This is a genomic window from Mucilaginibacter sp. BGA-UO-ETr-C110, assembly GCF_059567985.1.
The window spans coordinates 6,304,866-6,327,376 of the sequence record NZ_JCAQPB010000002.1; the positions used below are offsets into that span (position 1 = coordinate 6,304,866).

Annotated in this window: 18 protein-coding genes and 1 tRNA gene; 11 read left to right on the forward strand and 8 right to left on the reverse strand. The window is 41.7% G+C overall.

Going from position 1 to position 22,511, the window contains the following annotated elements; translation table 11 throughout:
- The first annotated feature begins 424 nt into the window (after positions 1 to 424).
- A complete protein-coding gene (gene katG, locus AC57BQ_RS27200; RefSeq protein WP_496409230.1) occupies positions 425 to 2,692 on the forward strand; it encodes a catalase/peroxidase HPI in 2,268 nt (755 codons plus the stop codon).
- 130 nt (positions 2,693 to 2,822) lie between these two features.
- Here katG and AC57BQ_RS27205 read toward each other — a convergent pair.
- Positions 2,823 to 2,910: transfer RNA gene (locus AC57BQ_RS27205), tRNA-Ser, on the reverse strand.
- A 265-nt stretch (positions 2,911 to 3,175) separates the two neighbouring features.
- Between AC57BQ_RS27205 and AC57BQ_RS27210 the strand changes: the two genes are divergently transcribed.
- The 3 genes from AC57BQ_RS27210 (at position 3,176) to cdaA (ending at position 5,613) form a co-directional block, all read left to right on the forward strand.
- Complete coding sequence (locus tag AC57BQ_RS27210; protein WP_496409231.1) at positions 3,176 to 4,147, forward strand: polyprenyl synthetase family protein; 972 nt, start codon at positions 3,176 to 3,178, stop codon at positions 4,145 to 4,147.
- Positions 4,148 to 4,238: 91 nt separating this feature from the next.
- Positions 4,239 to 4,721, forward strand: coding sequence for a group II truncated hemoglobin (locus AC57BQ_RS27215; protein ID WP_496409232.1), 483 nt, complete (start codon positions 4,239 to 4,241; stop codon positions 4,719 to 4,721).
- Between the two features lie 100 nt (positions 4,722 to 4,821).
- The gene (gene cdaA, locus AC57BQ_RS27220; protein ID WP_076375400.1) at positions 4,822 to 5,613 is read left to right on the forward strand and encodes a diadenylate cyclase CdaA; all 792 of its coding nucleotides are present in this window, start codon (positions 4,822 to 4,824) and stop codon (positions 5,611 to 5,613) included.
- 11 nt (positions 5,614 to 5,624) lie between these two features.
- On the opposite strand, the gene AC57BQ_RS27225 is transcribed toward cdaA, so the two are convergent.
- The gene (locus AC57BQ_RS27225; RefSeq protein WP_496409233.1) at positions 5,625 to 5,996 is read right to left on the reverse strand and encodes a hypothetical protein; all 372 of its coding nucleotides are present in this window, start codon (positions 5,994 to 5,996) and stop codon (positions 5,625 to 5,627) included.
- A 761-nt stretch (positions 5,997 to 6,757) separates the two neighbouring features.
- Between AC57BQ_RS27225 and frr the strand changes: the two genes are divergently transcribed.
- Together frr and AC57BQ_RS27235 are read left to right on the forward strand one after the other, a co-directional pair.
- Positions 6,758 to 7,321, forward strand: coding sequence for a ribosome recycling factor (gene frr / locus AC57BQ_RS27230; protein ID WP_496409234.1), 564 nt, complete (start codon positions 6,758 to 6,760; stop codon positions 7,319 to 7,321).
- Between the two features lie 74 nt (positions 7,322 to 7,395).
- Positions 7,396 to 9,162: an ABC transporter ATP-binding protein gene (locus AC57BQ_RS27235; protein ID WP_090471295.1), complete on the forward strand. Its 1,767-nt coding sequence runs from the start codon at positions 7,396 to 7,398 to the stop codon at positions 9,160 to 9,162.
- Between the two features lie 638 nt (positions 9,163 to 9,800).
- Here AC57BQ_RS27235 and AC57BQ_RS27240 read toward each other — a convergent pair.
- Positions 9,801 to 10,526, reverse strand: coding sequence for a LytR/AlgR family response regulator transcription factor (locus tag AC57BQ_RS27240; RefSeq protein ID WP_496409235.1), 726 nt, complete (start codon positions 10,524 to 10,526; stop codon positions 9,801 to 9,803).
- Positions 10,527 to 10,651: 125 nt separating this feature from the next.
- Entirely contained in the window at positions 10,652 to 11,692 is a 1,041-nt protein-coding gene (locus AC57BQ_RS27245; protein ID WP_496409236.1) for a sensor histidine kinase, read from the reverse strand.
- Positions 11,693 to 12,001: 309 nt separating this feature from the next.
- Between AC57BQ_RS27245 and AC57BQ_RS27250 the strand changes: the two genes are divergently transcribed.
- From AC57BQ_RS27250 to AC57BQ_RS27260, 3 genes are read left to right on the forward strand one after another with little or no spacing between them, the layout of a single operon-like run.
- Positions 12,002 to 12,211: a hypothetical protein gene (locus AC57BQ_RS27250; protein ID WP_090471301.1), complete on the forward strand. Its 210-nt coding sequence runs from the start codon at positions 12,002 to 12,004 to the stop codon at positions 12,209 to 12,211.
- Positions 12,205 to 13,104: an ABC transporter ATP-binding protein gene (locus AC57BQ_RS27255; RefSeq protein WP_496409237.1), complete on the forward strand. Its 900-nt coding sequence runs from the start codon at positions 12,205 to 12,207 to the stop codon at positions 13,102 to 13,104. The genes AC57BQ_RS27250 and AC57BQ_RS27255 overlap by 7 nt, the downstream gene beginning before the upstream one ends.
- A gap of 5 nt (positions 13,105 to 13,109) precedes the next feature.
- Positions 13,110 to 13,910, forward strand: a complete 801-nt coding sequence (locus tag AC57BQ_RS27260; protein WP_496409238.1) for an ABC transporter permease — start codon at positions 13,110 to 13,112, stop codon at positions 13,908 to 13,910.
- 41 nt (positions 13,911 to 13,951) lie between these two features.
- Here the strand turns inward: AC57BQ_RS27260 and AC57BQ_RS27265 are convergent, their stop codons facing one another.
- The 3 genes from AC57BQ_RS27265 to AC57BQ_RS27275 all read right to left on the reverse strand — a co-directional run bounded on the left by AC57BQ_RS27265 (position 13,952) and on the right by AC57BQ_RS27275 (position 18,836).
- The gene (locus AC57BQ_RS27265; protein WP_496409239.1) at positions 13,952 to 16,420 is read right to left on the reverse strand and encodes a TonB-dependent receptor; all 2,469 of its coding nucleotides are present in this window, start codon (positions 16,418 to 16,420) and stop codon (positions 13,952 to 13,954) included.
- 80 nt (positions 16,421 to 16,500) lie between these two features.
- On the reverse strand, positions 16,501 to 17,319 hold the full coding sequence (locus AC57BQ_RS27270) for an AraC family transcriptional regulator (RefSeq protein WP_496409240.1): 819 nt from the start codon (positions 17,317 to 17,319) through the stop codon (positions 16,501 to 16,503).
- Between the two features lie 146 nt (positions 17,320 to 17,465).
- Positions 17,466 to 18,836 carry an OmpA family protein gene (locus AC57BQ_RS27275; protein WP_496409241.1) on the reverse strand — a complete coding sequence of 457 codons (1,371 nt, stop codon included), beginning with the start codon at positions 18,834 to 18,836 and terminating at the stop codon, positions 17,466 to 17,468.
- A 138-nt stretch (positions 18,837 to 18,974) separates the two neighbouring features.
- On the opposite strand from AC57BQ_RS27275, the gene AC57BQ_RS27280 reads away from it, so the two are divergent.
- Positions 18,975 to 20,264: an aminopeptidase P N-terminal domain-containing protein gene (locus AC57BQ_RS27280; protein ID WP_496409242.1), complete on the forward strand. Its 1,290-nt coding sequence runs from the start codon at positions 18,975 to 18,977 to the stop codon at positions 20,262 to 20,264.
- Between the two features lie 84 nt (positions 20,265 to 20,348).
- Here AC57BQ_RS27280 and meaB read toward each other — a convergent pair whose 3' ends face one another.
- The gene (gene meaB / locus AC57BQ_RS27285; protein WP_496409243.1) at positions 20,349 to 21,233 is read right to left on the reverse strand and encodes a methylmalonyl Co-A mutase-associated GTPase MeaB; all 885 of its coding nucleotides are present in this window, start codon (positions 21,231 to 21,233) and stop codon (positions 20,349 to 20,351) included.
- Positions 21,234 to 21,409: 176 nt separating this feature from the next.
- Here meaB and AC57BQ_RS27290 point away from each other — a divergent pair, with 176 nt between their 5' ends.
- Positions 21,410 to 22,465, forward strand: a complete 1,056-nt coding sequence (locus AC57BQ_RS27290; RefSeq protein ID WP_496409244.1) for a glycosyltransferase family 4 protein — start codon at positions 21,410 to 21,412, stop codon at positions 22,463 to 22,465.
- Positions 22,466 to 22,511 lie beyond the last annotated feature (46 nt).

Consider the following 22,511-nt stretch of genomic DNA (forward strand, 5'->3'; position numbering starts at 1 on the left):
TGATTATAAATAAAAGCGATTAAATTTGATATTATATTGGAAATTTAGATTTATCATTCTCCATTAGTACACCCCGATCACCAATAATATCGACTAATGAATTTCCAACATCGAAATCATTATTCAACATATGATGTTAAATACTTAGCCCTGGGTGGGTTTACATGTAAACCCGTTATATGATGATAAAATGAAGTTAACTTATTTATTTTCAATTAAATAAATCAATGTTAACCATGAAAAGTGTAAACCATGTAAACCATCTTTTATAACAAAATGGCCTGCCTGTTTAGGGGTTATGCTTAAGCACTTAATCAATTTTAACTATTGGATATAGAATTAATCGATTGTGATTGTGTTCTTTAATGTCCTAATTTTATACCACTGTACAATCAGTAAGAGTTCAATACATAAACTTATAAATATGGAAAGCGAATCAAATGACATCAGTAAATGCCCCTTTCACAATGGCAGTATGAAAAATAATGCAGGTGGCGGCGGTACCCGGAACCACAATTGGTGGCCCAACCAGTTAAAGCTGAATATCCTGCGTCAAAATTCCTCTTTATCAAACCCCAATGGCGAAGAGTTTAATTATGCCGAAGCTTTTAAAAGCCTTGACCTGGCAGCAGTAAAACAAGACCTTCATGCATTGATGACCGACTCGCAGGACTGGTGGCCGGCAGATTTTGGTCACTATGGTGGTTTGTTCATCCGTATGGCCTGGCACAGTGCCGGAACCTATCGTGTAGGCGACGGACGTGGCGGTGCTGGTGTAGGATTGCAACGTTTTGCACCGCTTAACAGCTGGCCCGATAACGTAAGTTTGGATAAAGCCCGCAGGCTGCTTTGGCCGATCAAACAAAAATATGGCCGCAAAATTTCATGGGCCGATCTGATGATCCTTACCGGTAATATAGCACTGGAATCAATGGGTTTTAAAACCTTTGGTTTTGCCGGCGGACGTGAAGATGTATGGGAAGCAGATGAGTCCGTATATTGGGGCTCTGAAACCACCTGGCTGGGTGGCGATCTGCGTTATGCACATGGTTCACATGGTGTGCAAGAAGGACATGGTGTACTGGTATCTGACGATGATGCCAATGGCGATATCCACTCCCGCAACCTCGAAAAACCGCTTGCAGCTGTGCAAATGGGTTTGATCTACGTGAATCCGGAAGGTCCTGACGGTAATCCTGACCCCGTTGCCGCCGCGAAAGACATCCGCGATACTTTTGGTCGCATGGCCATGAACGATGAGGAAACGGTTGCATTAATAGCCGGTGGCCATAGCTTTGGCAAAACTCACGGTGCTGCATCTGCCGACAATGTAGGCAAGGAGCCCGAAGCCGCCGGCATCGAATCGCAAGGCTTCGGCTGGAACAACAGCTATGGTTCTGGTAAAGGTGCCGACGCGATTACCAGTGGACTGGAAGTAATATGGACAAAAACGCCAACCAAATGGAGCAATGATTTTTTTGAAAACCTGTTTGGTTTTGAATGGCAATTGACAAAAAGCCCGGCCGGCGCGCACCAATGGGTAGCTAAAGATGCAGAAGCTACTATTCCTGACGCATATGATAGCTCAAAAAAGCATAAGCCAGCCATGTTGACTACCGACCTGGCTTTAAGGTTTGATCCGGCTTACGAAAAAGTATCAAGACACTTTTTGGAAAATCCGGATGCATTTGCAGATGCTTTTGCACGTGCATGGTTTAAATTAACGCACCGCGATATGGGCCCTCGCGAACGCTATCTGGGTCCAGATGTACCGCAAGAAGAATTACTGTGGCAGGATCCTATCCCTGCAGTTGACCATGCATTGATAGCTGAAAGTGATATCGCTGCCTTGAAAGCAAAAGTACAGGCATCGGGTTTAAGCGTATCTGAACTGGTTTCCACAGCATGGGCCTCGGCCTCTACCTTCCGCGGTACAGACAAGCGCGGTGGCGCCAATGGTTCACGCATCCGCCTGGCTCCGCAAAAATACTGGCAGGTAAATAATCCGGCGCAATTGCAAAATGTATTGGGTAAATTGGAGGGTATTCAAAAAGAATTTAATGCAGCGCAGACCAATGGTAAAAAAGTTTCGCTGGCAGATCTGATCGTACTGGCGGGTAGTGTAGGGGTTGAAAAAGCAGCTAAAGATGCAGGCCACACCCTCACCGTTCCTTTTAAACCCGGCCGTGCAGATGCCTCGCAGGAACAAACCGATGTAGAATCATTCGGTTACCTGGAGCCTGCTGCTGACGGTTTCCGCAATTACCGCAAAACAAAAGCCCCGGTATCTACCGAAGAGTTGCTGATAGATAAGGCGCATCTGCTTACGCTTACTGCACCTGAGCTAACGGTATTGTTAGGTGGCTTGCGTGTATTGAATATTAATTTTGATGGCTCCAAACATGGTGTTTTTACATCACGTCCTGGCCAGCTCACCAACGATTTCTTTGTAAACTTGCTTGATATGGGGACTGCATGGAAAGCAGTATCAACCGACAAGGAACTTTATGAAGGTAGCAATCGTGCTACCGGCGAAGTAAAATGGACGGGTACCCGTGCCGATCTTGTGTTGGGCTCCAACTCAGAACTGAGGGCTGTTGCCGAGCTGTATGCAGGTTCCGACGCCCAGGACAAGTTTGTGAAGGATTTTATACAAGCCTGGACTAAGGTGATGAACCTGGACCGTTTTTAAATTGGTTTGATCGTAAATCACCTCTGGTTTTCTTTTGATCCATTAATGGATCAGACAGATGAACAAAGAATTAGAAGCCTGCACATTATTGATGTGCAGGCTTCTATGTGATTTTGATATTGTTTCTTCGCGGAGAGGGAGGGATTCGAACCCTCGATACACTTTTGGCGTATACACACTTTCCAGGCGTGCTCTTTCGACCACTCAGACACCTCTCCGGATTAAATGGGATTGCAAAGGTAAAATAATATTGCGTTCAAAGGGAATAAAAAAGCGAAGTCCTCTTTACAGAGGGCTCCGCCTTCACGAAAACTTTAACTCAACTTATAAAATATGGCATTTAATAGTATAGAGGGTAAATAATGTGTTTGGTTTAATTGGGGTAAAAAATATTTAGCCATAATGCAGATAAATAATTTTAGCTTATGTTTGCTCCATATTGCCGTATGGTAATTTTACACATAAAAAGCTTGTTTAGTTTCAATGCTGAGCATCAACAACATTAAAAAACCTATCGCTGCCGATATTGATGTATTTGAGGAGAAGTTTAAAGCTTCTATGCAAAGCTCTGTACCTTTGCTTGACCGGATAACTCATTATATTGTTAAGCGTAAAGGAAAGCAGATTAGACCCATGTTTGTGTTTTTTGCCGCCAGCATTTGCGGTGGCATTAACGAATCGACCCATCGTGGGGCCGCTTTGGTTGAATTGTTGCATACGGCTTCATTAGTACATGATGATGTGGTTGATAACTCTTATCAGCGCCGTGGCTTTTTCTCCATCAATGCTTTATGGAAAAATAAAATAGCCGTTTTGGTAGGGGATTATCTGCTTTCAAAAGGTCTGCTGCTATCTATTGATAATGGTGATTTTCAGCTACTTCGTATAGTATCTGACGCGGTAAAGCAAATGAGCGAGGGCGAACTGATGCAGATCGAGAAAGTACGCCGCATGGATATCGGCGAACCGGTTTATTACGAAGTGATCCGCCAAAAAACGGCGTCGCTTATAGCTTCGTGCTGCGCTTGTGGAGCCGCATCTGCCGGGGCCTCTGATGAGGTGGTAGAAAAAATGCGCTTGTTTGGCGAAAAAATAGGTATCGCTTTCCAGATCAAAGATGATATGTTTGATTTTGGTACCGATGATGTAGGCAAACCCCTGGGTATCGATATCAAGGAGAAAAAGGTTACCCTGCCATTGATCTATTCGCTGGCAAATGCTACTGATTCTGAGAAGAAAAGGATCATCAACCTGGTTAAAAATCATAATGACGATCCGGCTAAGATTGCCCAGATAGTTAAGTTTGTAAACGATACCGGCGGCCTGCAATATGCCGAAACGCAAATGAAAAAATACCAGGACGAAGCTTTTGAAATCCTCAATACTTTCCCCGACAGCGATTCGCACCGCGGATTGGAACAATTGGTAAGGTTTACTACCGAACGTAACAAATAGGCGTATTATCATATTCATCATTACCGGGTTATACTTTTAACTTTGGTTTGGCTGTGCTATCTTTATTCATCAATCAAAACACGTTTTATATATGGATGCAACAAGTAAATCCGGTGTGCCTACACTTTTTGAGTGGGCCGGTGGTACAAAAGCCTTTGAAAACCTTTTTGACAAGTTTTATGATAAAGTGCTGGCCGACGACTTGCTTGAGCCTGTATTTAAGCATATGAGCCCGCAGCACCGCCTGCACGTGGCCCATTTTGTAGCCGAGGTATTAGGAGGTCCCAAAACCTATAGTGAGCAGGAAGGTAGCCATTTTATCATGATCAGCAAGCATCTCCAAAAATATCTGACAGAGGCACACCGCAAACGCTGGATAGAACTACTGCTGCAAACTGCCGATGAATATGCGTTACCGGATGATCCGGAGTTTCGTTCGGCATTTATGGCTTACCTGGAATGGGGAACCCGTATCGCGGTTATTAACTCCAAAACAGATGAGGTAACAGAACCTACTGATGTTCCTATGCCGCAATGGGGCTGGGGCGTAGTTGGCGGGCCATATATTCCCTGAATTTTCAGAAGGATAGTCATAGCTATTTAAAAAAAGAACGTTGCTTGTTGTGCAGGGATAGCATGGCTTTAACTTCTCCTTAAACTTATTAACTTCGTAAATGCAATCCATATTCCTCAGCTTCCCCAAGATCACATTTTTTGATATCCTTGATGTGGTTCTGGTGGCTTTTATTATATACCAGCTTTATAACCTCATCCGGGGCACCATTGCGGCCAATATCTTTATCGGCTTCGCGGTGATATTTGCACTCAACTTTGTGGTGAACGCATTGCACATGAAACTGCTTACCGCCATTTTAGGCAAGTTTGTTGATGTGGGCATCATTGCGGTTATCGTGGTTTTTCAGCAGGAAGTAAGGCGCTTTTTATTACTGGTGGGCAAAAATGCTTCGCTGCAACGGAACAAAGCCTGGTGGCAATACTTTTTTGGCAAGGCCGAAGCCGAGAAAAATAACTATGCACGTATAAAACCTATTATAGATGCCTGCAAAAGCATGAAACAAACCCGCACCGGGGCCCTAATTGTATTTGCAAAATATTATGACGAGCAGTTTTATCAAAACAGCTGCGAGGTAATGGATGCCAAGATATCAAAGCGCCTGCTGGAGAGTATCTTCCAGAAAACCAGTCCGCTGCATGACGGGGCGGTGGTGATATCTGAAAATAAAATCAAATCGGCCAGTTGCATTTTACCGCTTACCGAAAAAACAGACCTGCCTGCTCAATTTGGTTTGCGTCACCGGGCTGGTATTGGTGTAACTGAAGCTAACGAGGCTACTGCCATTATCATATCCGAAGAAACCGGCGAATTATCCTATGCCAAACAAGGCCGTGTGAAAATGAATATCAGCTTTGCCGAACTGGAAAAAGTGCTGAATAAGGATTTTTAACTATCTGATAATTAAGGACGAATGGTTTTTATAACCGAATCAGGTTTCGCTTCGCCAAGTCGTTTGACTAACATGGTATAGTGCATATTAGGCTCATCTGTTTTTACAACCGGCATTTTATCGGTCGACTGTAGTTTTACAACCGGCATGCGGTCGGTTATTTCAGCTGCGATTACATTATTTAGTGTTTGCATATTCTGCAACGGTTGAAGTACGTTGGGTATAACCGGTGTTGATTTTAGTATGCCATCATCAGGTTTTACCTTAAAATACTGATAGATAGAATTATCGGGTTTTTTACCGGGCAGTGGTGTGGTTAGTTGTTGCGCTTTTAACTGGGTAACACCACCTATCATAAGTATAAATAGCCAAATTGATTTCATGCGATAAAAAGGTTTACATAAATATAAGATTATCCCGGGGAACCTAAATGTTAAAAAATGTTATTTAACATTTGATGTTTAGCCCGATATACTTTTTAAACCTCGAATTTTAACACTTTTCGGCCCGAAAAGGGGCTAAAAACACATCAAAATCGCTCAAAAAACCATCATTTTAACACTTTTTAACAAATTTTAACACAGTTTTGAGCAGTTTTTAAAACTTTAAAAAGTATTAATTGGTTGATTGTCAAATAACTATATACAAAATGGTCGGTTTTTGGTCTTGTTTTGACCTTAACTAAACAGCCCGGCTTCCTGTTTTTACAGAGAGCCGGGCCGTTGTTTGATATAAAGATACGAAAAAAACGGCGAAATTGGAAGTAGGGGAGCAAGTCAATTTGTCGTCTGTTCGACTCACCCGGTCTGCGCTTCACTGGACCACCCTCTCTCCGGCTTTGCCGCAAAGAGGGTTAAGACGACTTACTAAAAGCGCGTCATTGCGAGGTACGAAGCAATCTCTACGTAAGCAGGTTAACCATTCATGTTTGCTCTGTACAGCATAAAGATTGCTTCGTACCTCGCAATGACGCATAAAGAAAAGAAATTCCCCTCTTTCCGCCGCAGGCGAAGAGAGGGGCGACGAGCGTTAGCGATGTCGGGGTGAGTTGTCTGCGCCATACCCTATCGCCCCAACAATTTGATTTTGCAGCAAGGCTAAGGAAAATGATAGATTTTATTACTTTTGTGAAAATTTAAAACCAATGAGCGAACTCATTAAAAAACAAGTGACTGATGCAAAGGCTTTAATGGACAAAGCCATTGACCACGCCGATAATGAATTAAATAAGATACGTGCAGGTAAAGCAAACCCATCAATGCTTGATGATATTGTGGTTGACTATTATGGTAGCCCAACTCCGTTGAGCCAGGTAGGTACTGTTAACACACCAGATGCCCGTACGATTGTGGTTCAACCTTGGGAAAAATCAATGCTTGCCCCAATAGAAAAAGCTATTAAAGAAGCAAACCTGGGTGTTAATCCACAAAATGATGGTGTTATTATCCGCATTAATGTACCGCCGCTAACAGAAGAGCGTCGTCGTGACCTGGTTAAGAAAGCAAAAGCCGAAGCCGAAACCGGTAAAGTGGCTATCCGTAACATCCGCAAAGATGCTAACGAGAAGATCAAAAAATTAAAATCAGATGGTGTTTCTGAAGATGAGATAAAAGTAGGTGAGGCCGATGTTCAAAAACTGACCGACGCTTATATTATCAAGATCGACCAGCTTTCTGAAGCCAAAGAAAAAGATATCATGACGGTTTAAATATTAACCTTATGTCAAATTAAAAGGGAATGAGCTACTTAGCCATTCCCTTTTTTTATTTTTGGCGTACAAACATGAATATACTCATTTCTTACTTAAAAAAGCATCGCTGGATAGTTGTGCTGGCTTTGTTCCTGGCGGCCATGAACATTGGCTTTTCACTACTCGACCCCTGGATAACCGGGCGCATTGTTGACCGGGTTATCGAAAAACGCAGCACACTCCAGTATCAGGAATACCTGCACCAGGTGTTAATACTCATTGGCGCAGCCATTGGCGTGGCCATGGTATCGCGTATAGCAAAAAACTTCCAGGATTATTTTACCAATATTATTACCCAAAAAGTTGGTGCCGAAATGTATGCCGATGGCCTGAAACATTCGCTGGAATTACCCTACCAGGTGTTTGAAGATCAGCGCAGTGGCGAAACTTTGGGCATTTTGCAAAAAGTAAGGCTCGATTGCGAAAAATTCATCACCTCGTTTATTGGGATCCTTTTTGTATCGCTCATTGGGATGGTATTTGTTATTGTGTACTCGTTAAGTGTTAGCTACCAGGTAACGCTGGTTTATTTTGCCGCTATACCCATTATTACTTTTGTGAGTATGGCCATGAGCCGGAAAATAAAAACCATTCAAAAAAAGATAGTATCAGAAACCACCGCTTTAGCTGGTTCAACCACAGAATCATTAAGGAATATTGAGCTTGTAAAAAGTTTAGGTTTGGTTAAGCAGGAAATTGCCCGTTTAAACAATACTACCTATAAAATATTGGCCCTTGAGCTTAAAAAAGTAAAATATGTACGCAGCATGAGCTTTGTGCAGGGCACTACGGTTAACCTGGTACGGAGCGTAATGGTAGTGGTATTATTGCTGCTTATTTTTAAACAAACCATTTCGCCGGGACAATACTTTAGCTTTTTGTTCTATTCCTTCTTCCTGTTCAATCCGCTGCAGGAGTTGGGTAACGTGATCCTGTCATGGCGCGAAGCCGAGGTTTCGCTGGGTAATTTCAGAGGAATATTAAGTACCCCCATCGATAAAAAGCCAGAGAAACCGGTGCTGTTAGAAAAAGTAAATACTTTAACTTTTAGGGATGTTACTTTTAAACATTTAACCGCCAACCGCAACGCCCTTAACCATATTAGTTTTGAAACCAACACCGGCGAAACCATTGCCTTTGTTGGGCCATCTGGCTCGGGTAAAACTACCCTGGTGAAGCTATTGGTTGGCTTATATCAGCCTTTGGATGGGGATGTTTTATACAATAATATTTTAAGTCGTGACATCGATCTGGATCAGCTGCGCGAAAAAATTGGTTTCGTAACCCAGGATACCCAATTATTCTCGGGCACCATACGCGAAAACCTGCTGTTTGTGCGTCCCGATGCGACCGACGAGGAATGTATGAATGTGCTGCAGCGTGCCGCTTGTCAAACCCTGCTTGCCCGTGCCGATAAAGGCCTGAGTACCGTGATTGGCGAAGGTGGTGTAAAGGTGTCAGGCGGCGAAAAACAACGCCTCTCGATAGCTCGCGCATTGCTGCGTAGGCCTGATATCCTGGTGTTTGATGAGGCTACCTCTTCATTGGACTCCATCACCGAAGAAGAGATCACCGAAACCATCCGCAATGTATCTGAGCTGGAAAATCACATTACTATACTGATCGCTCACCGCCTATCAACCATTATGCATGCCGATTGCATTTATGTGTTGGAGAAAGGCCGTATTATTGAATCGGGCAAACACCATGATCTGTTAAGTCAGAAAGGCTTGTACTATGCCATGTGGCGTCAGCAAATTGGTGAAAAAGATACGGTTGAAGAAGTAGAGGTGAAGTAATGGCAATATCGGCAGAACTCATCCTCCATGTCATTGCGAGGAGGAACGACGAAGCAATCTCGTAGCTATTCTCATCGAAGAGGACGCGAGGAGATTGCCGCGCTATCGCTCGCAATGACATATTGTATTAAAGGGATGTTTCCCATCACGTCATTGCGAGGAAAGAAGCAATCTTTATACTATACAGGGCGAATAGTGCCTATCGTAGAGCGCTCAATTGCCGCTGGGGCTGTTACTTTGTCTTGATACAAAGTAACCAAGACCGAGCGTAGCGAGATAATGAGTACCAATAAAAAAACAAACAAAAACGAATAAATCAAGTCAGCAGAAATGCTTCTTTGCCGCACACGACCACTGCCCTGCAAAGCGGACAGAACCACGGGCTGCAATTATTTTGCCCTACTTCGTTCGCACATTTCCCTACGCTTCAGCAAAAACTTGCTATGCCCCTGCAATCGCACGGGCCACCATTGTTCTGCCCGCTTTCGTCCGAAGCTTATCTGCTGACGGGGGAAAAGAAAAAAACCATGTCATTGCGAGGAGGAACGACGTGGCAATCTCCTCGTATGTATCTACTTGCGATGAGATTGCCACGCTACGCTCGCAATGACATATTCGTAAAGAAATTTAGCGGAGGTTTAAATATTCTTATCCTCAATCATCCTGAAGAAATCATCGCGGTAAGTATCACCCACGGGGATGATCTTGTCGCCTATCTGGATGCGGCTGCGTTCGATGCTATCGATCTTATTGAGGGCCACGATGTATGATTTGTGTACGCGTATAAAATGCTTCTCGGGCAGGGCGTCTTCCATTTTCTTCATGCCTTGCAGGGTAATGATACGCTCGGCGGTGGTAAATATGGAGATGTAATCTTTCAATCCTTCAATAAACAAAATATCGTGCAGGTATACCTTTTGGATCTTATGCTCGGTTTTTACAAAAATAAAGTCGGTCGAAAAATCATCCTGCTGTACCGGCTCAGCTTGTTGAACAGTTTTAATTACCGGTTGTATAATGCTTTGTGCTTTTTGAACCGACTTAAAAAAACGGTCGAGCGCTATGGGTTTAAGCAGATAATCAACCACATCCAGTTCATAACCTTCCAGCGCGTATTGCGGATAGGCGGTGGTTAAAATCACTTTGGCTTTGCCGTTGGAGATCTTTAAAAACTGGATGCCGGTAAGCTCGGGCATTTGCACATCTAAAAACACCAGGTCCACATTGCCACCCTGTACTATGGTCAGCGCCTCGATGGGATTGGTGGTGGCTTTTACCAATTGCAAAAAAGGCATTTTGGAAATATAATCTTCCAATATATGCAGCGCTAAAGGCTCATCATCAACTACCAGGCATCGGATCATGTTGTAAAAATAAGTGTTCTAATGATTTATCGTTAATTTTTTTAGCCTCACCCTACCCTCTCCAAAGGAGAGGGTTCAAAAAATACAATTTAAAGCAATTGGAGAGGACTTTAATAATTAAATATTTATAGTACAATAGACAGTTCGCAGGTATAAGTATCAATTTCATCCCTGATGTTCAAAGTGTGTTTATATGGATAAAGCAGGTTAAGTCGTCTTTGCACATTATTTAAACCAATACCCCCAATTGTATCGCGGTTATGGGTATGCTTTTTGTTTTGTATATAAAAATGAAGCTTGCTTTCATCTACATTGATTAATAGTTTAATGGGTGATGTTACATCGCTGGCTACACCGTGTTTAAACGCGTTTTCGATAAAGGCGATCAACAGTAAGGGTACAATTTGCTGGTTGGTTACTTCACCCATCACCTTAAAATCAATAAAAGCTTTGTTGCCGAAGCGTATTTTTTGCAGGTCGATGTAGTTATGCAAATATTGCAGTTCTTTACTCAGGTCAACCTTATTATCATTACACTCATACAGCATATACCGCATAATTTCGGATAGTTTCAGGATAGCTTCTGGCGTAGTTTCCGAGCGCTGGTAAGCCAGCGAATAAATGCTGTTGAGGGAATTAAATAAAAAATGGGGGTTGATCTGCGATTTTAAGAATGCCAGTTCGGCGCTCAGGCGTTGGTTTTCCAGGTCATGCTGGATCCGTTCGTTCAAAAACCAGTCGGTGGTAAATTTGAGCACAGTGCTTAAAAAGATGAATATTAAACTGGTGAAAATGGTACTTAGGAAATAGGAGGGAAAGGTAATTACCTCGCCTTTCATACGTACCAGCACATATTGTTTAAACATCAGCCCCACACCATATTTACCCAGGCCGTAAACAATGATAGTTATAATAATAAACAAGGCATAGGCCCAGTAACGCTTTTTATCTAAAAACCTGGGGATATAAACCAGGAAGTTAATATAAAACAAGCTGATATTGATGGCAGGATAGAGCAAAAACAGGATAAGCAGCTCCTTGTTGCTAAGCTTGGTATTGCTGCGGGCCAGGGACAAAAAGAGCGATATAATACCCAGCCAAAAAAGTAAATGCCAGAATATCTGCCAGCCTGTTTTTATAATACGTGTTTGTTTATCTGATGACATTTTTTTAAAGTCTTATCAGAATCAAGAACCAAGAGTCAAGACAGTAATATGATCAGTTTGATTGCAGCTTGTCTTGATTCTTGACTCTTGGTTCTTGAGTCTCAACCCACCGTCTAATTTAATATTTTGATGGGGATATGCCGCTACATTTATATATAGTATTTCATTTTATCGATGAACGGGCATTTAAACTCGATGAACGGGTTAATGCGGTTAATTAACCGTTCATCTATAAACTCCGTGCGTTGGTCTAATACTTTTTAGCAGGTAAAATAATTAATATTCCTTTGTTGTATCAAAACACTCACGATGAAAACGCTTATCAAAAATTCGAATCCTTTTATCATGTTACTGATACCAGTAATGTTTGCCCTTATATTAGGTGTAAGCTATCAGTTTGAACAAAAAAAGGAATCGGCAATTGTTGGGGCATCAGTTCATGCCACATCATTGTTTTACAAAGGTGTTACCCTTGTTAAAACTGTTTGCTCAGTAGCCAAGGATAACCATGTATGGTAATTCGTACTGAAGGGTTATCCTTCAACTTCGGCAGTCAGCAGGTTGTTAAATCCTTAAACCTGCAGGTACCCGAAGGAAGTATATATGGTTTTCTTGGCCCCAACGGAGCCGGGAAAACCACTACTATCAAACTCCTGTTAAACCTGCTTAAAACTCAACACGGCAGCATCCACATTTTTGAACAGGAACTCCAAAAAAATCGCATCAGCATACTATCCCAGATCGGGGCGCTTATTGAGCAGCCAGCTATTTATCAGCACCTAAGCGGCAAAGAAAATTTACTGAACAGGGCATTACTATTGCAGGTACCCGTTAAGCGGGTCGACGAAATGCTCGACCTGGTGCACCTGAGCAATGCAGCAAATAAAAAAGCCGGTCAATATTCCTTAGGAATGAAACAGCGCTTGGGCATAGCACTGGCCCTGCTTACCGACCCTAAATTATTGATACTGGACGAGCCAACCAATGGCCTCGATCCGAACGGTATCATTGAAGTGCGTGAACTGTTGTTGAAACTGGTTAGCCAGCACCGTAAAACGGTGTTCATATCGAGCCATTTGCTGGCCGAGATTGAACGTATGGCTACGCATGTAGGTATTATTGATGGCGGTCAATTGCTGTTTCAGGGCAGCATTACAGAGCTGGAGGCATTAAGCCAGCCTTTAATACGTATTGAAGCCGATAATACCGTTGACGCGGCCAACCTGCTTAAACGCAAAAACTATCCGGTTGCAGATGTAACCGATGAATATGTGTACGTGCCCTATACTTCCAAAAATCAAATGGGCGATATCAACGCGCTGCTTATCCAAAACGAATATGTTGTATTTAGCATCAGCAAGCAGCAAAAAGACCTGGAGAAATTGTTTTTATCCATCACCCAAAACGCCTGATCGTTATGAAAGGATTTATTTTATCATTCCGGTCAGAGTTTTTTAAGAGCCGTAAAACGCTGGGCTTTTGGGCTGCCACATTATTGCCCTTGCTTATTTGCCTGCTGCTGTTTGTGGGTTTTTACGTTAAAAGCGAAAAGTTGGCAGGTATGACCCCTATGATGTTATGGATACAGTTTGCCGGCGCTATTCTGGCTGTAATGGGATCGCTGTTGTTACCTATGTTTGTTATTTTTATTGCTTACTCGGTAAATAGTATAGAGCATAAAGCCGATACCTGGAAAAGCTTATTTAGCCTGCCCATTTCGCGCCTGAGTGTATACGCGGCCAAATACTTTTATGCCCTGTTCCTGATATTTTTATGCCTGACCCTTTTTGTATTGTTTACCATAGGCTTTGGCAACTTACTCAGTTTGGTAAAGCCGGAACTGCGCTTTGATAATTACCATATGGAAGATACGCTGGCCAAGCTTTACTTTAAGCTTTTCTTGTCGTCGTTGGGTATATTATCTATCCAGTTTTTACTCAGCTTATTATGGTCTGATTTTTTGAAGCCGATGGGTATTGGTTTTTTTGCCACCATTGTTGGTGTTATAACCGCGTCAAAAGGCTGGGAGTATTGTTATCTGTTCCCTTATGCGCACCCCATGCTGGCTTTAAAACTAATGCCGCATAGCACCATTAAAGGCGAAACACCTCAAATAGTCATCGATCTTTTTACCAAAGACATTTTTGTTGGTATTTCAGTCTCCGCGCTTGTTTTTATAGGCGGGTACTTTATTGTACTTAAAAAGAGTGTAAAGTAAAGTTTAAAGCAAGAGTTTCAAACTGTAGTTAACAAAACAGTTTAAAATTCCCGATCACCTGTTTCGCTGGTTGGTAATTTTAATTTGCTGGTAAACCTGTTTAAGTTAAAACTAAGGTTGATCAGGAGTACATCCGTTTCAGAAATATAATTTGTTGTTGTATAAAAATTGGAACCTGCAGTAGTGATACGTTGCTTGTTGGCGCCCAATATCCCCATGTTCATGTTTTGCCACAGTATGGATGCGGATAGGCGTCCTTTCATGAATGTTTTTTTTACAGAGGTATTCGGCACAAAAAATTGTCCATCTTCTCCCTGGGCTGTCGGTCTTTTAGAAAGGTAGTTTACATTGGCTTGCAAACTAAGTGTTTTGCTGAGTTGAAAGCTGGTATTGCCATTAACCGAATAAGCCCATTTTGTATTGGAGATGATAAAAGGCTCATTTAAAATACTAATGTTGCCATAAATTTTATAATTGTACAGGTTACCGCCCAAATAAATGCTCCACCACTTAAAGGGCGATAAGTTCATTCCCGCTTCCATACCGAATAATCTGGCGCTTCCGGCATTGGTATACACCCGGTTTAGTATGGTATCGGCATACACGCTGTTAAGCCGTTGTACAGGGTTTTTAATATGCTGGTAATACAGCGTAGTAAAGAAGGAACCTTTGGTGAAATTCCGATTCACGCCCAATTCGGCCAGGTCAATAAATTCCGGCAACAAGTCAGGGTCGCCCTGTTCCAGCGTTTCAGAGTGTTCACGCTCTGGTATGGGGTTTAGCTCCAGATTACTGTTACGCTGAACCCGCTTGCTGTAGCCTGCTTTGAGATTCCAGCCCTCGTTGAGATGATACAGTAAACTGGCCGAGGGAAATAAATTGGACAGATTGAGGATATGCGGATTGGGATCATATGACAGGTTAACCGTACGTGCGGCATATTCGTAGCGTAAGCCACCAACGTATTCCAGTTTTTGTACCTTGCCGGAGTATTGGCTGTAAAATGAATTGATATCATTTTTAGCATGTGTACTCCCACTAAATTTGTCCAGATCGGGCTGCGAAGTTGCCGGTGTTACAAAATAATCAAAAATGCCGTCCTGAATTTCATGCCTGAACTGGTAACCGCTTTCCAGTTTTCCCTTACCAATATTCACGCTGTAATCCAGTTTTAAGCGGTAAGCATTAATGGGCCTTTTGTAAGGATTGTTTACATATTGTATAGTGTCTGCTGTATTCGGATATCTTAGATTTCGATTTTGAGTTGCTCCGTACAAATTATCGTGCTCATAGAGCAGCACGGCCGTCAGGGTTGACTTATCGGTAAAGGTGTGGGTATAATCAACATTACCCAGATTAAAAGTGCCTTCTTTGGTTTGTAGGTTTGAATTATAATAGGTTGTATTTTTGATAAGCGCATTAGTGCTTAGGTTTGAGGTGGTATTGTTATATAGCAGGTCGGCCAGGCGTGCCTGGTATCTTTTACCACTATAAAGCCCCACCGAAATCACATTATTCGGGTCGACAGTATAACTTACAGACGCCCTTCCTGCATAATTATGCCTGTCAAAACTTCTTTCACCATTGGATGGGAAGCGAGTGATGGTATTGTTGATGAAGTTTTTGGTATAAACATCGCCTTCCCGGTAGCCCTCATTATCATTCCGGGTATAATTGCCCCCTACAGAAATGTCCCATTTATTTTTTCTGTAGTTAATGGTGACATCACCTCCAAAGCGTTTTGGCTTTTCCAGGTTACCATAGTCAGTGGTACTGGGCAGGCCACCCTGTGCATTGGCCGTCAGGGTGAGGCCATCGGCGGCACCCTTTTTAGTAACAATATTGATGATACCGCCCCGACCATCCGGATCGTATTTGGCGGATGGCGCGGTGATCAACTCTATATTATCTATAGTATTGGCGGGTAACTGGGTTAACACCGTTTGTGCATCGGCTAAAACAGGTTTACCATTGATCAGTACCATAAAACCGGATGATCCCCGCACACTAATATCTCCCTCTGAATTGACAGCCACCGATGGAAGGTTTTTCAATACGTCAATAGCCGAGCCGCCTTTGGCCGATTCAAACTGTCCCGCTTTGTAACTTTGTTTATCAATTTTATTTACTGCTGTTATTTTTTGACCTGAAATAGCAACCTCATTAAGCATCTTGCCTGAAGGGCTTATCGGGATATTGCCCAAATCTAATTGCTGGCCATCCTCAATATTAACTTCTTTGATGTATTTGGTTTCATAGCCAATGAAGATTATTTTTATATAATAACGCCCCCGGGGCATTTTTGTGAAACGAAACTCACCATTGGCGCTTGTAACTTGTCCGGAAACCAGTGTAGAATCGGTGGTTTTGAATAGAGCAATACTCGCATATTCTACCGGATATTTGCTTTTGGCATCCGTTACCCTACCTTTAATATTAGTACTTTGTGCGAATGAACTTATATAAGAAAAGAGAAAAATAAGACAGCCAAGAGGTAAACGTACTTTCATGATAGCATGCAGATTGCAATTGTAAAAATAGAGTTTACAGTATGCTGGTCACGGTATAAAATCCACCATCTGCGGTATAATTAAATAGCTCTTTTGGTTGATGAAAATGCCAGTTCCCGGTATAGGCCAGGTGTTAAGTTAGTGTTCACCTTAAAAAATTTGACAAAATGTGATGTGTCGGAAAAGTCAAGGCTGGCCGCAATTTCCTTGATGGAGAAGGAAGTGTTTGAAAGTAGTGTTTTTGATTCTAACAGTATACGCTCATTTAACAACATAGAGGGCGTTTTACCTGAGGCGTTCCTGCATATTAAATTTAACCGGGATGTCGACACTTTTAGCAGATCGGCATAATCCTGTATCTTTTTTATCCGTTGATAATTTTCATTGATCAGGCTTTTAAATTGATAATAAACAGCGTTAAAAGTTATGTCTGTTTGGATAAAGGCACCTGACTGTTTCGGGATCTTTAGCAGGATCAGCTGTAAATAAGTTTTCAATATAGTTAGTGAAGTATCGGATTGATAATCCTGATAAAACCGTTTCACTAACTCAAAAAGGGTACCACCGTCTGTCAGGCCAATGTGTGCGGGTAACTGATAAACTACTTCTAAACTTTCGCTATTCAATAATTCCTCCCTGAACAGGATCACAAAGCCTCTGGGTATTCTTGAAAAATTCCAACAATGCGTTTGTCCGGGCTTTAAAAAATAAATATCTGGTGGATTAACATCAAATGTATAGTCATCAATAGTATGAAATCCCGAACCCTGACTTAATATGATCAACTCAAAGTAATTAGCATGTTTGTGCGGTACGGTGGGTTTGATCACCTCCTTAAACGGGCTGATTTTTAAAACCTGGTCGGCTTTAATCTTCGATTTAACAGGTATGCCATTCATAATCGATTACTAAGTTATGGTATATCTATTTATAAACAAGAAGCTGTTGTGATTATAAGAAGGTAAAGGAGAATTGAATGGAAAGTGATATAAAACAAAGAAGGCTCCGGGTTATCCGGAGCCTTCGCAATAATATTTAATTGATATTATTTTTGTTTGAATTGAACGCGACGGTTTAACACGCGGCCTTCTTCAGTTGAGTTATCAGCAATTGGGTTAGTTTCACCGTAACCTTTTACTTTAACTTTTTTAGCATCAACACCAGAGTTAACTAAGTAAGTTTTTACTGAGTTAGCACGGTCTTTTGATAAAGATAAGTTGTGAGCAGCAGTACCTTCAGATGAAGCGAAACCGTCAACTTCAACAGATTTACCAGATGAACGTAAGTCAGCTGAAGTAGCATCTAACACTGGGTAAGATGAAGTCCTTAATACTGAGCTGTCAAATTCAAACTGGATGTTTGAGTAAGCAGTAGCAGTAGGAGCAGGAGCTACAGTATCTTTAGGAAATACGATAACACAACCTGAACCGTCAACTACGCTACCAGCAGCAGTACCTGGGCATTTGTCAAATTGATCAGCAACACCGTCACCGTCAGAATCTTTTTTCAGATCATTAACAGCGTTTTCAACGTTGGTAACACGACCTTTCAAAGCTTCAACTTCCTGACGTAATGCAGCATCGTACAATTCGTCATACATTAAAGCAACTGGGTTAACCCACTCTAAGCTTGGTTTTGATTTTGAACCTAAAGTGAACTCTAAGCCTGCATAACCGTAGCTGTATTTATCTTTAGTAGGATAGCCTTTGTTAAGACCGTCAAAGTTATCACCATCAACAAATGTTTCAGTGTAACCTAAGTTTAAGGCAACAACGTCACTTAATCTGAATTTAACACCTGCACCAACAGGGATAATCAGTTCTTTAACGAATTTGTTGGTACCTTGACCTGGAGGCAAACCAGCGTGACCATCATAATCAATTACAGTACCGTCTTTGAAAGTAACTTTAGGAGAGTACATGGCTAAACCACCACCCGCTGTAACGAAGAAGTTAACTGAATTTTTGCGTCTTAAGAAGTCGATTGTAGCAACGTTTACTACACCACTTAAAGTACCTGACCAAAATTTAGTTTGGAAAGATGAAGCAGCATAGCTACTACCTGGTGCTTTAGTGTTATCGCCTTCTACTTTACCACCATGGAAATCCAATTGTAAACCAAAAGAGTGTGCAAGTTGCTCTCTGAATGAAATACCGTAACCTAATTGAATTTTATTGTGTGTGAAGTCGTTTGAACCACCAGTTGCAACTGAAGGAGCAGTAGCGCCAACATTTACACCGATGCTAAACTTTTTGTACTGACCTAAACCACCAAATACCTTGGGGGTAGTAGTTTCAGACGACGTTGTAGTTGCTGTGGTGGTTTTGGTAGAATCCGTTTGTGCATTTACGATTCCAACAACCATCAAAGAAGCAAATGACAATGCGACTGTTTTCTTTAATGTAGAATAATTCATAGTTTTTAAGATTAAACGATTTTAATTGTGATTTTTTTCAAATTTAGTAATTATGTTTGAAACCCTGACCAAACATTGTTCCAAAAATTGTAATAGTTATACAAATAAAGAAAAAAAAAAGATAATCAGCAGATAAATATGAAATATCCATTAATCGATAATAGTTTATTTATTATTAATAGAAAAAATTTCGTCTCAGGAACAAAACCTAACTCCATAGCTATTTTTCATGCGAGTGATGAATTCCCCAGGAGTGGCGATCAAGCTTTCTTGTTTAAGCAGAATCCCGATTTTTTTTATCTGTCAGGTATAGATCAGGAACAGAGTATACTGGTTTTATTTCCGGATTGTCCTAATAAAGGATACAAAGAAGTACTTTTTTTAAGACAAACCAATGAACATATCGCTATCTGGGAAGGGCATAAATATACTAAAGAAGAAGCCAGGGCAGCCTCGGGTATCGACAGCGTTTACTGGCTGAGCGAATATGAAACTATTTTGCAAAATATTATTTATTACGCGGAGCATATTTATATCAATACCAATGAAAATGACCGTTATAGCCACCAGGTGCCCTACCGCGATCTGCGGATGTACGAAGCTTTAAAAGCAAAATATCCTTTGCATAAATATGAGCGTTCGGCAGTAATCCTGCGTGACCTGCGCGTTATCAAATCGCCCATTGAAATAGCGCTCACCCAAAAGGCATGCGACATCACGAACGACGCGTTTGTACGTGTGCTGAAGTTTCTGAAACCCGGTGTTGCCGAATATGAGATAGAAGCCGAAATTACGCATGAATTTTTACGGCAACGTGCTACCGGACACGCTTATAGCCCCATTTTGGCCTCGGGTAAAAACGCTGTAGTGCTGCATTATACCGATAATAACCAGGTTTGTAATGATGGCGATGTTATACTTTTTGATTTTGGTGCCGAGTACGCCAATTACAATGCAGATATGAGCCGGTCTGTGCCTGTAAACGGGCGTTTTACTACACGGCAACGCGCTGTTTATGATGCTGTTTTAAGGGTGATGCGCGAGGCTACTAAAATGATTGTCGCCGGAACCAACTGGAACGACTATCACGAAGAGGTTGGTAAAATAATGACCGGCGAATTAATAGGTTTGGGCCTGCTGGATAAGCATGATGTGGAAAAACAAGACCCCAATACGCCCCTGTATAAAAAGTATTTTATGCACGGCACCTCGCATCATTTAGGCTTGGATGTGCATGATTTTGCAAGCCGTTACAAACCATTTGAGGTGGGTAATATACTCACCTGTGAACCGGGGATTTATATACCCGAAGAAGGTTTAGGCATCAGGATAGAGAACAATATTTTAATTACCAAAGAGGGTAACCGCGATTTGATGGCTAACATTCCTGTGGAAGCTGAGCACATTGAAGAATTGATGAACAGTTAACCGGAATTTGTGACGAATATTTTACAATGAAAAACAATTGAGCAACATGTTTCAATTGTTATTGAATTGTTAATTCATCATAAACTATACATAAGTATCTACAAAACTATACAGATTGAATTTTTCATCTTTTAAAGCTTTAGCAACATCATGCTGAAGCTTTTTTTTATCAATATGTTGCGTTAATTTTTGCTGGATCAGCTTGTATGCTTTTTCGGTCAATAGCAATTCCCTGCGGCTGTGTTGCGTTTTTACCGGTGATTTAATGAAATCCGCGATTTCCTGGATCCCTCCGGCCTGCGAAGCGATGGTTTTAAATACGGGTGGTTGTTCTCCCTGCTTTTGGCCTATTATCTTTTTTAAATTATTGGCAAATACATCCGCATCGGCCCTGTCGGCTTTGTTGATAATAAAGGCATCGGCAATTTCCATCAGGCCCGACTTAATATGCTGTATCTCGTCGCCAGCTTCGGGTACCAATACCACCAGGGTAATATCGGCAAGACCTGCTATCTCAATTTCCGACTGACCTACGCCCACTGTTTCTATCAGTACGTAATCAAAGCCTGAAGCTCGTAGTACATCGGCCATTTCAATGGTCTTGGCCGATAGGCCGCCTAAAGAGCCGCGTGTGGCCAGCGAACGGATAAAAACATCGGGACTGTTAAAATGCGAAGCCATCCTGATCCTGTCGCCCAGCAACGACCCGAAATTAAATGGCGAAGTAGGGTCGATGGCTAAAACCGCTATTTTGCTGCCATCGGTTACAAGCAGATCGATCAGGGAATTGACCAGGGTGCTTTTACCCGCCCCAGGCGGCCCGGTAATGCCTATTATAGGTGCATTTTTTTCAAAATGAAGGTTTTTTAAGAGTTTACCGGCACCGGTCAACTCATTTTCAACAATGGTTAAAGCTCGTGCAACCGCCTTGAAGTTTATAGCTGATGATTTGATATGATCTTTATGCATGAGTGTAATACAAATATAAGGCGATTTGCCGGAGTGCGCCAAGAAAGTGTATGAACACCTTATAATTCATCAAAATTGTATATTTGTTTTTTCAACATCACCTGTAAATTTTTTTGGCGCAGTTATGACAAAGCCAAGATTGTAAAATTACAGCGGTAATATAAACATACACGCATTTGAAACCCTCCATTCTCATTACTTTTGATTCCCTAAAACGTGCAACATCAGGCATGTTTTTTTTTGAAAGAAGTTTAGGCGATGAGATCCTGAAGCAGAATAAAGACCGGTTCGCGATATTTGGATACTTGTATAAAAAATCTATTCACTGGTTTCAGCAGCTTGCCGGCACCCTTTTTATATCGCCCTTGCATAAGGTATTCTTCCCGGCATATAAGCAGTTTGATCTGGTACATTTTACCAACCAGTATTGTAAGCTAAAGCCTAAGCGGGTAAAAGCAAAAAAAGTGCTTACCATTCATGACATGAACCCTGTTCATGAAAAAACGCGTTCACCTGCACGTTTTAAAAAATACCTCAATCGCCTTGGCGGTTATATAGATAGTTGCGATAGGATAGTGACTATATCAAATTTTGTAGCAGGTGATATTATTAAATATTATCCGCAGGCGGCTAATAAGTTAACGGTTATTTACAATGGCGCTGATAAGCTTGTTTTACCGCAACAGCATGAACCGCCGTACAAGCCAACCCGTAAATTTATATTTACCATAGGTAGTCTTGCTTCCAAAAAGAACTTTCATGTTTTGCCTGCCCTGCTGAATGATAATGACCTGGAACTGATCATCGCTGGTAAAATAACCGATTATCAGCAGCGAATAATGGAGGAAGCTCAAAAGCATCATTGTACCAACAGGGTGAAATTGATCGGTCTGATCAGTGACGAAGACAAGGCCTGGTATTATAAAAATTGCGAAGCTTTTGCATTTCCGTCCATAGCAGAAGGATTTGGATTGCCTGTTATTGAAGCCATGCATTTTGGTAAGCCTGTTTTTTTATCAAAATATACCTCCCTGCCAGAAGTTGGCGGCAGCGCGGCCTGGTACTTTGATAACTTTGAGCCCGAAAGCATGCAGGCAACTTTTGCCAAAGGTCTGGAAGAATATGCAACTAACAACATGGCCGAAACTATTATACAGCATGCTGCTCAATTTAATTGGGAAAAAACAGCCCAACAATATCTCGATCTGTATAGCGATTGCCTCAAAATGTAATCATTAAACAGGGTGAATTTTTAGTATGTCCGAATAAATAAACTCA

Coding starts and splice junctions, on each gene's coding strand:
- katG (WP_496409230.1), top strand. CDS start 425: ATGGAAAGCGAATCAAATGACATCAGTAAATGCCCCTTTCACAATGGC.
- AC57BQ_RS27210 (WP_496409231.1), top strand. CDS start 3,176: ATGCTGAGCATCAACAACATTAAAAAACCTATCGCTGCCGATATTGAT.
- AC57BQ_RS27215 (WP_496409232.1), top strand. CDS start 4,239: ATGGATGCAACAAGTAAATCCGGTGTGCCTACACTTTTTGAGTGGGCC.
- cdaA (WP_076375400.1), top strand. CDS start 4,822: ATGCAATCCATATTCCTCAGCTTCCCCAAGATCACATTTTTTGATATC.
- AC57BQ_RS27225 (WP_496409233.1), bottom strand. CDS start 5,996: ATGAAATCAATTTGGCTATTTATACTTATGATAGGTGGTGTTACCCAG.
- frr (WP_496409234.1), top strand. CDS start 6,758: ATGAGCGAACTCATTAAAAAACAAGTGACTGATGCAAAGGCTTTAATG.
- AC57BQ_RS27235 (WP_090471295.1), top strand. CDS start 7,396: ATGAATATACTCATTTCTTACTTAAAAAAGCATCGCTGGATAGTTGTG.
- AC57BQ_RS27240 (WP_496409235.1), bottom strand. CDS start 10,526: ATGATCCGATGCCTGGTAGTTGATGATGAGCCTTTAGCGCTGCATATA.
- AC57BQ_RS27245 (WP_496409236.1), bottom strand. CDS start 11,692: ATGTCATCAGATAAACAAACACGTATTATAAAAACAGGCTGGCAGATA.
- AC57BQ_RS27250 (WP_090471301.1), top strand. CDS start 12,002: ATGAAAACGCTTATCAAAAATTCGAATCCTTTTATCATGTTACTGATA.
- AC57BQ_RS27255 (WP_496409237.1), top strand. CDS start 12,205: ATGGTAATTCGTACTGAAGGGTTATCCTTCAACTTCGGCAGTCAGCAG.
- AC57BQ_RS27260 (WP_496409238.1), top strand. CDS start 13,110: ATGAAAGGATTTATTTTATCATTCCGGTCAGAGTTTTTTAAGAGCCGT.
- AC57BQ_RS27265 (WP_496409239.1), bottom strand. CDS start 16,420: ATGAAAGTACGTTTACCTCTTGGCTGTCTTATTTTTCTCTTTTCTTAT.
- AC57BQ_RS27270 (WP_496409240.1), bottom strand. CDS start 17,319: ATGAATGGCATACCTGTTAAATCGAAGATTAAAGCCGACCAGGTTTTA.
- AC57BQ_RS27275 (WP_496409241.1), bottom strand. CDS start 18,836: ATGAATTATTCTACATTAAAGAAAACAGTCGCATTGTCATTTGCTTCT.
- AC57BQ_RS27280 (WP_496409242.1), top strand. CDS start 18,975: ATGAAATATCCATTAATCGATAATAGTTTATTTATTATTAATAGAAAA.
- meaB (WP_496409243.1), bottom strand. CDS start 21,233: ATGCATAAAGATCATATCAAATCATCAGCTATAAACTTCAAGGCGGTT.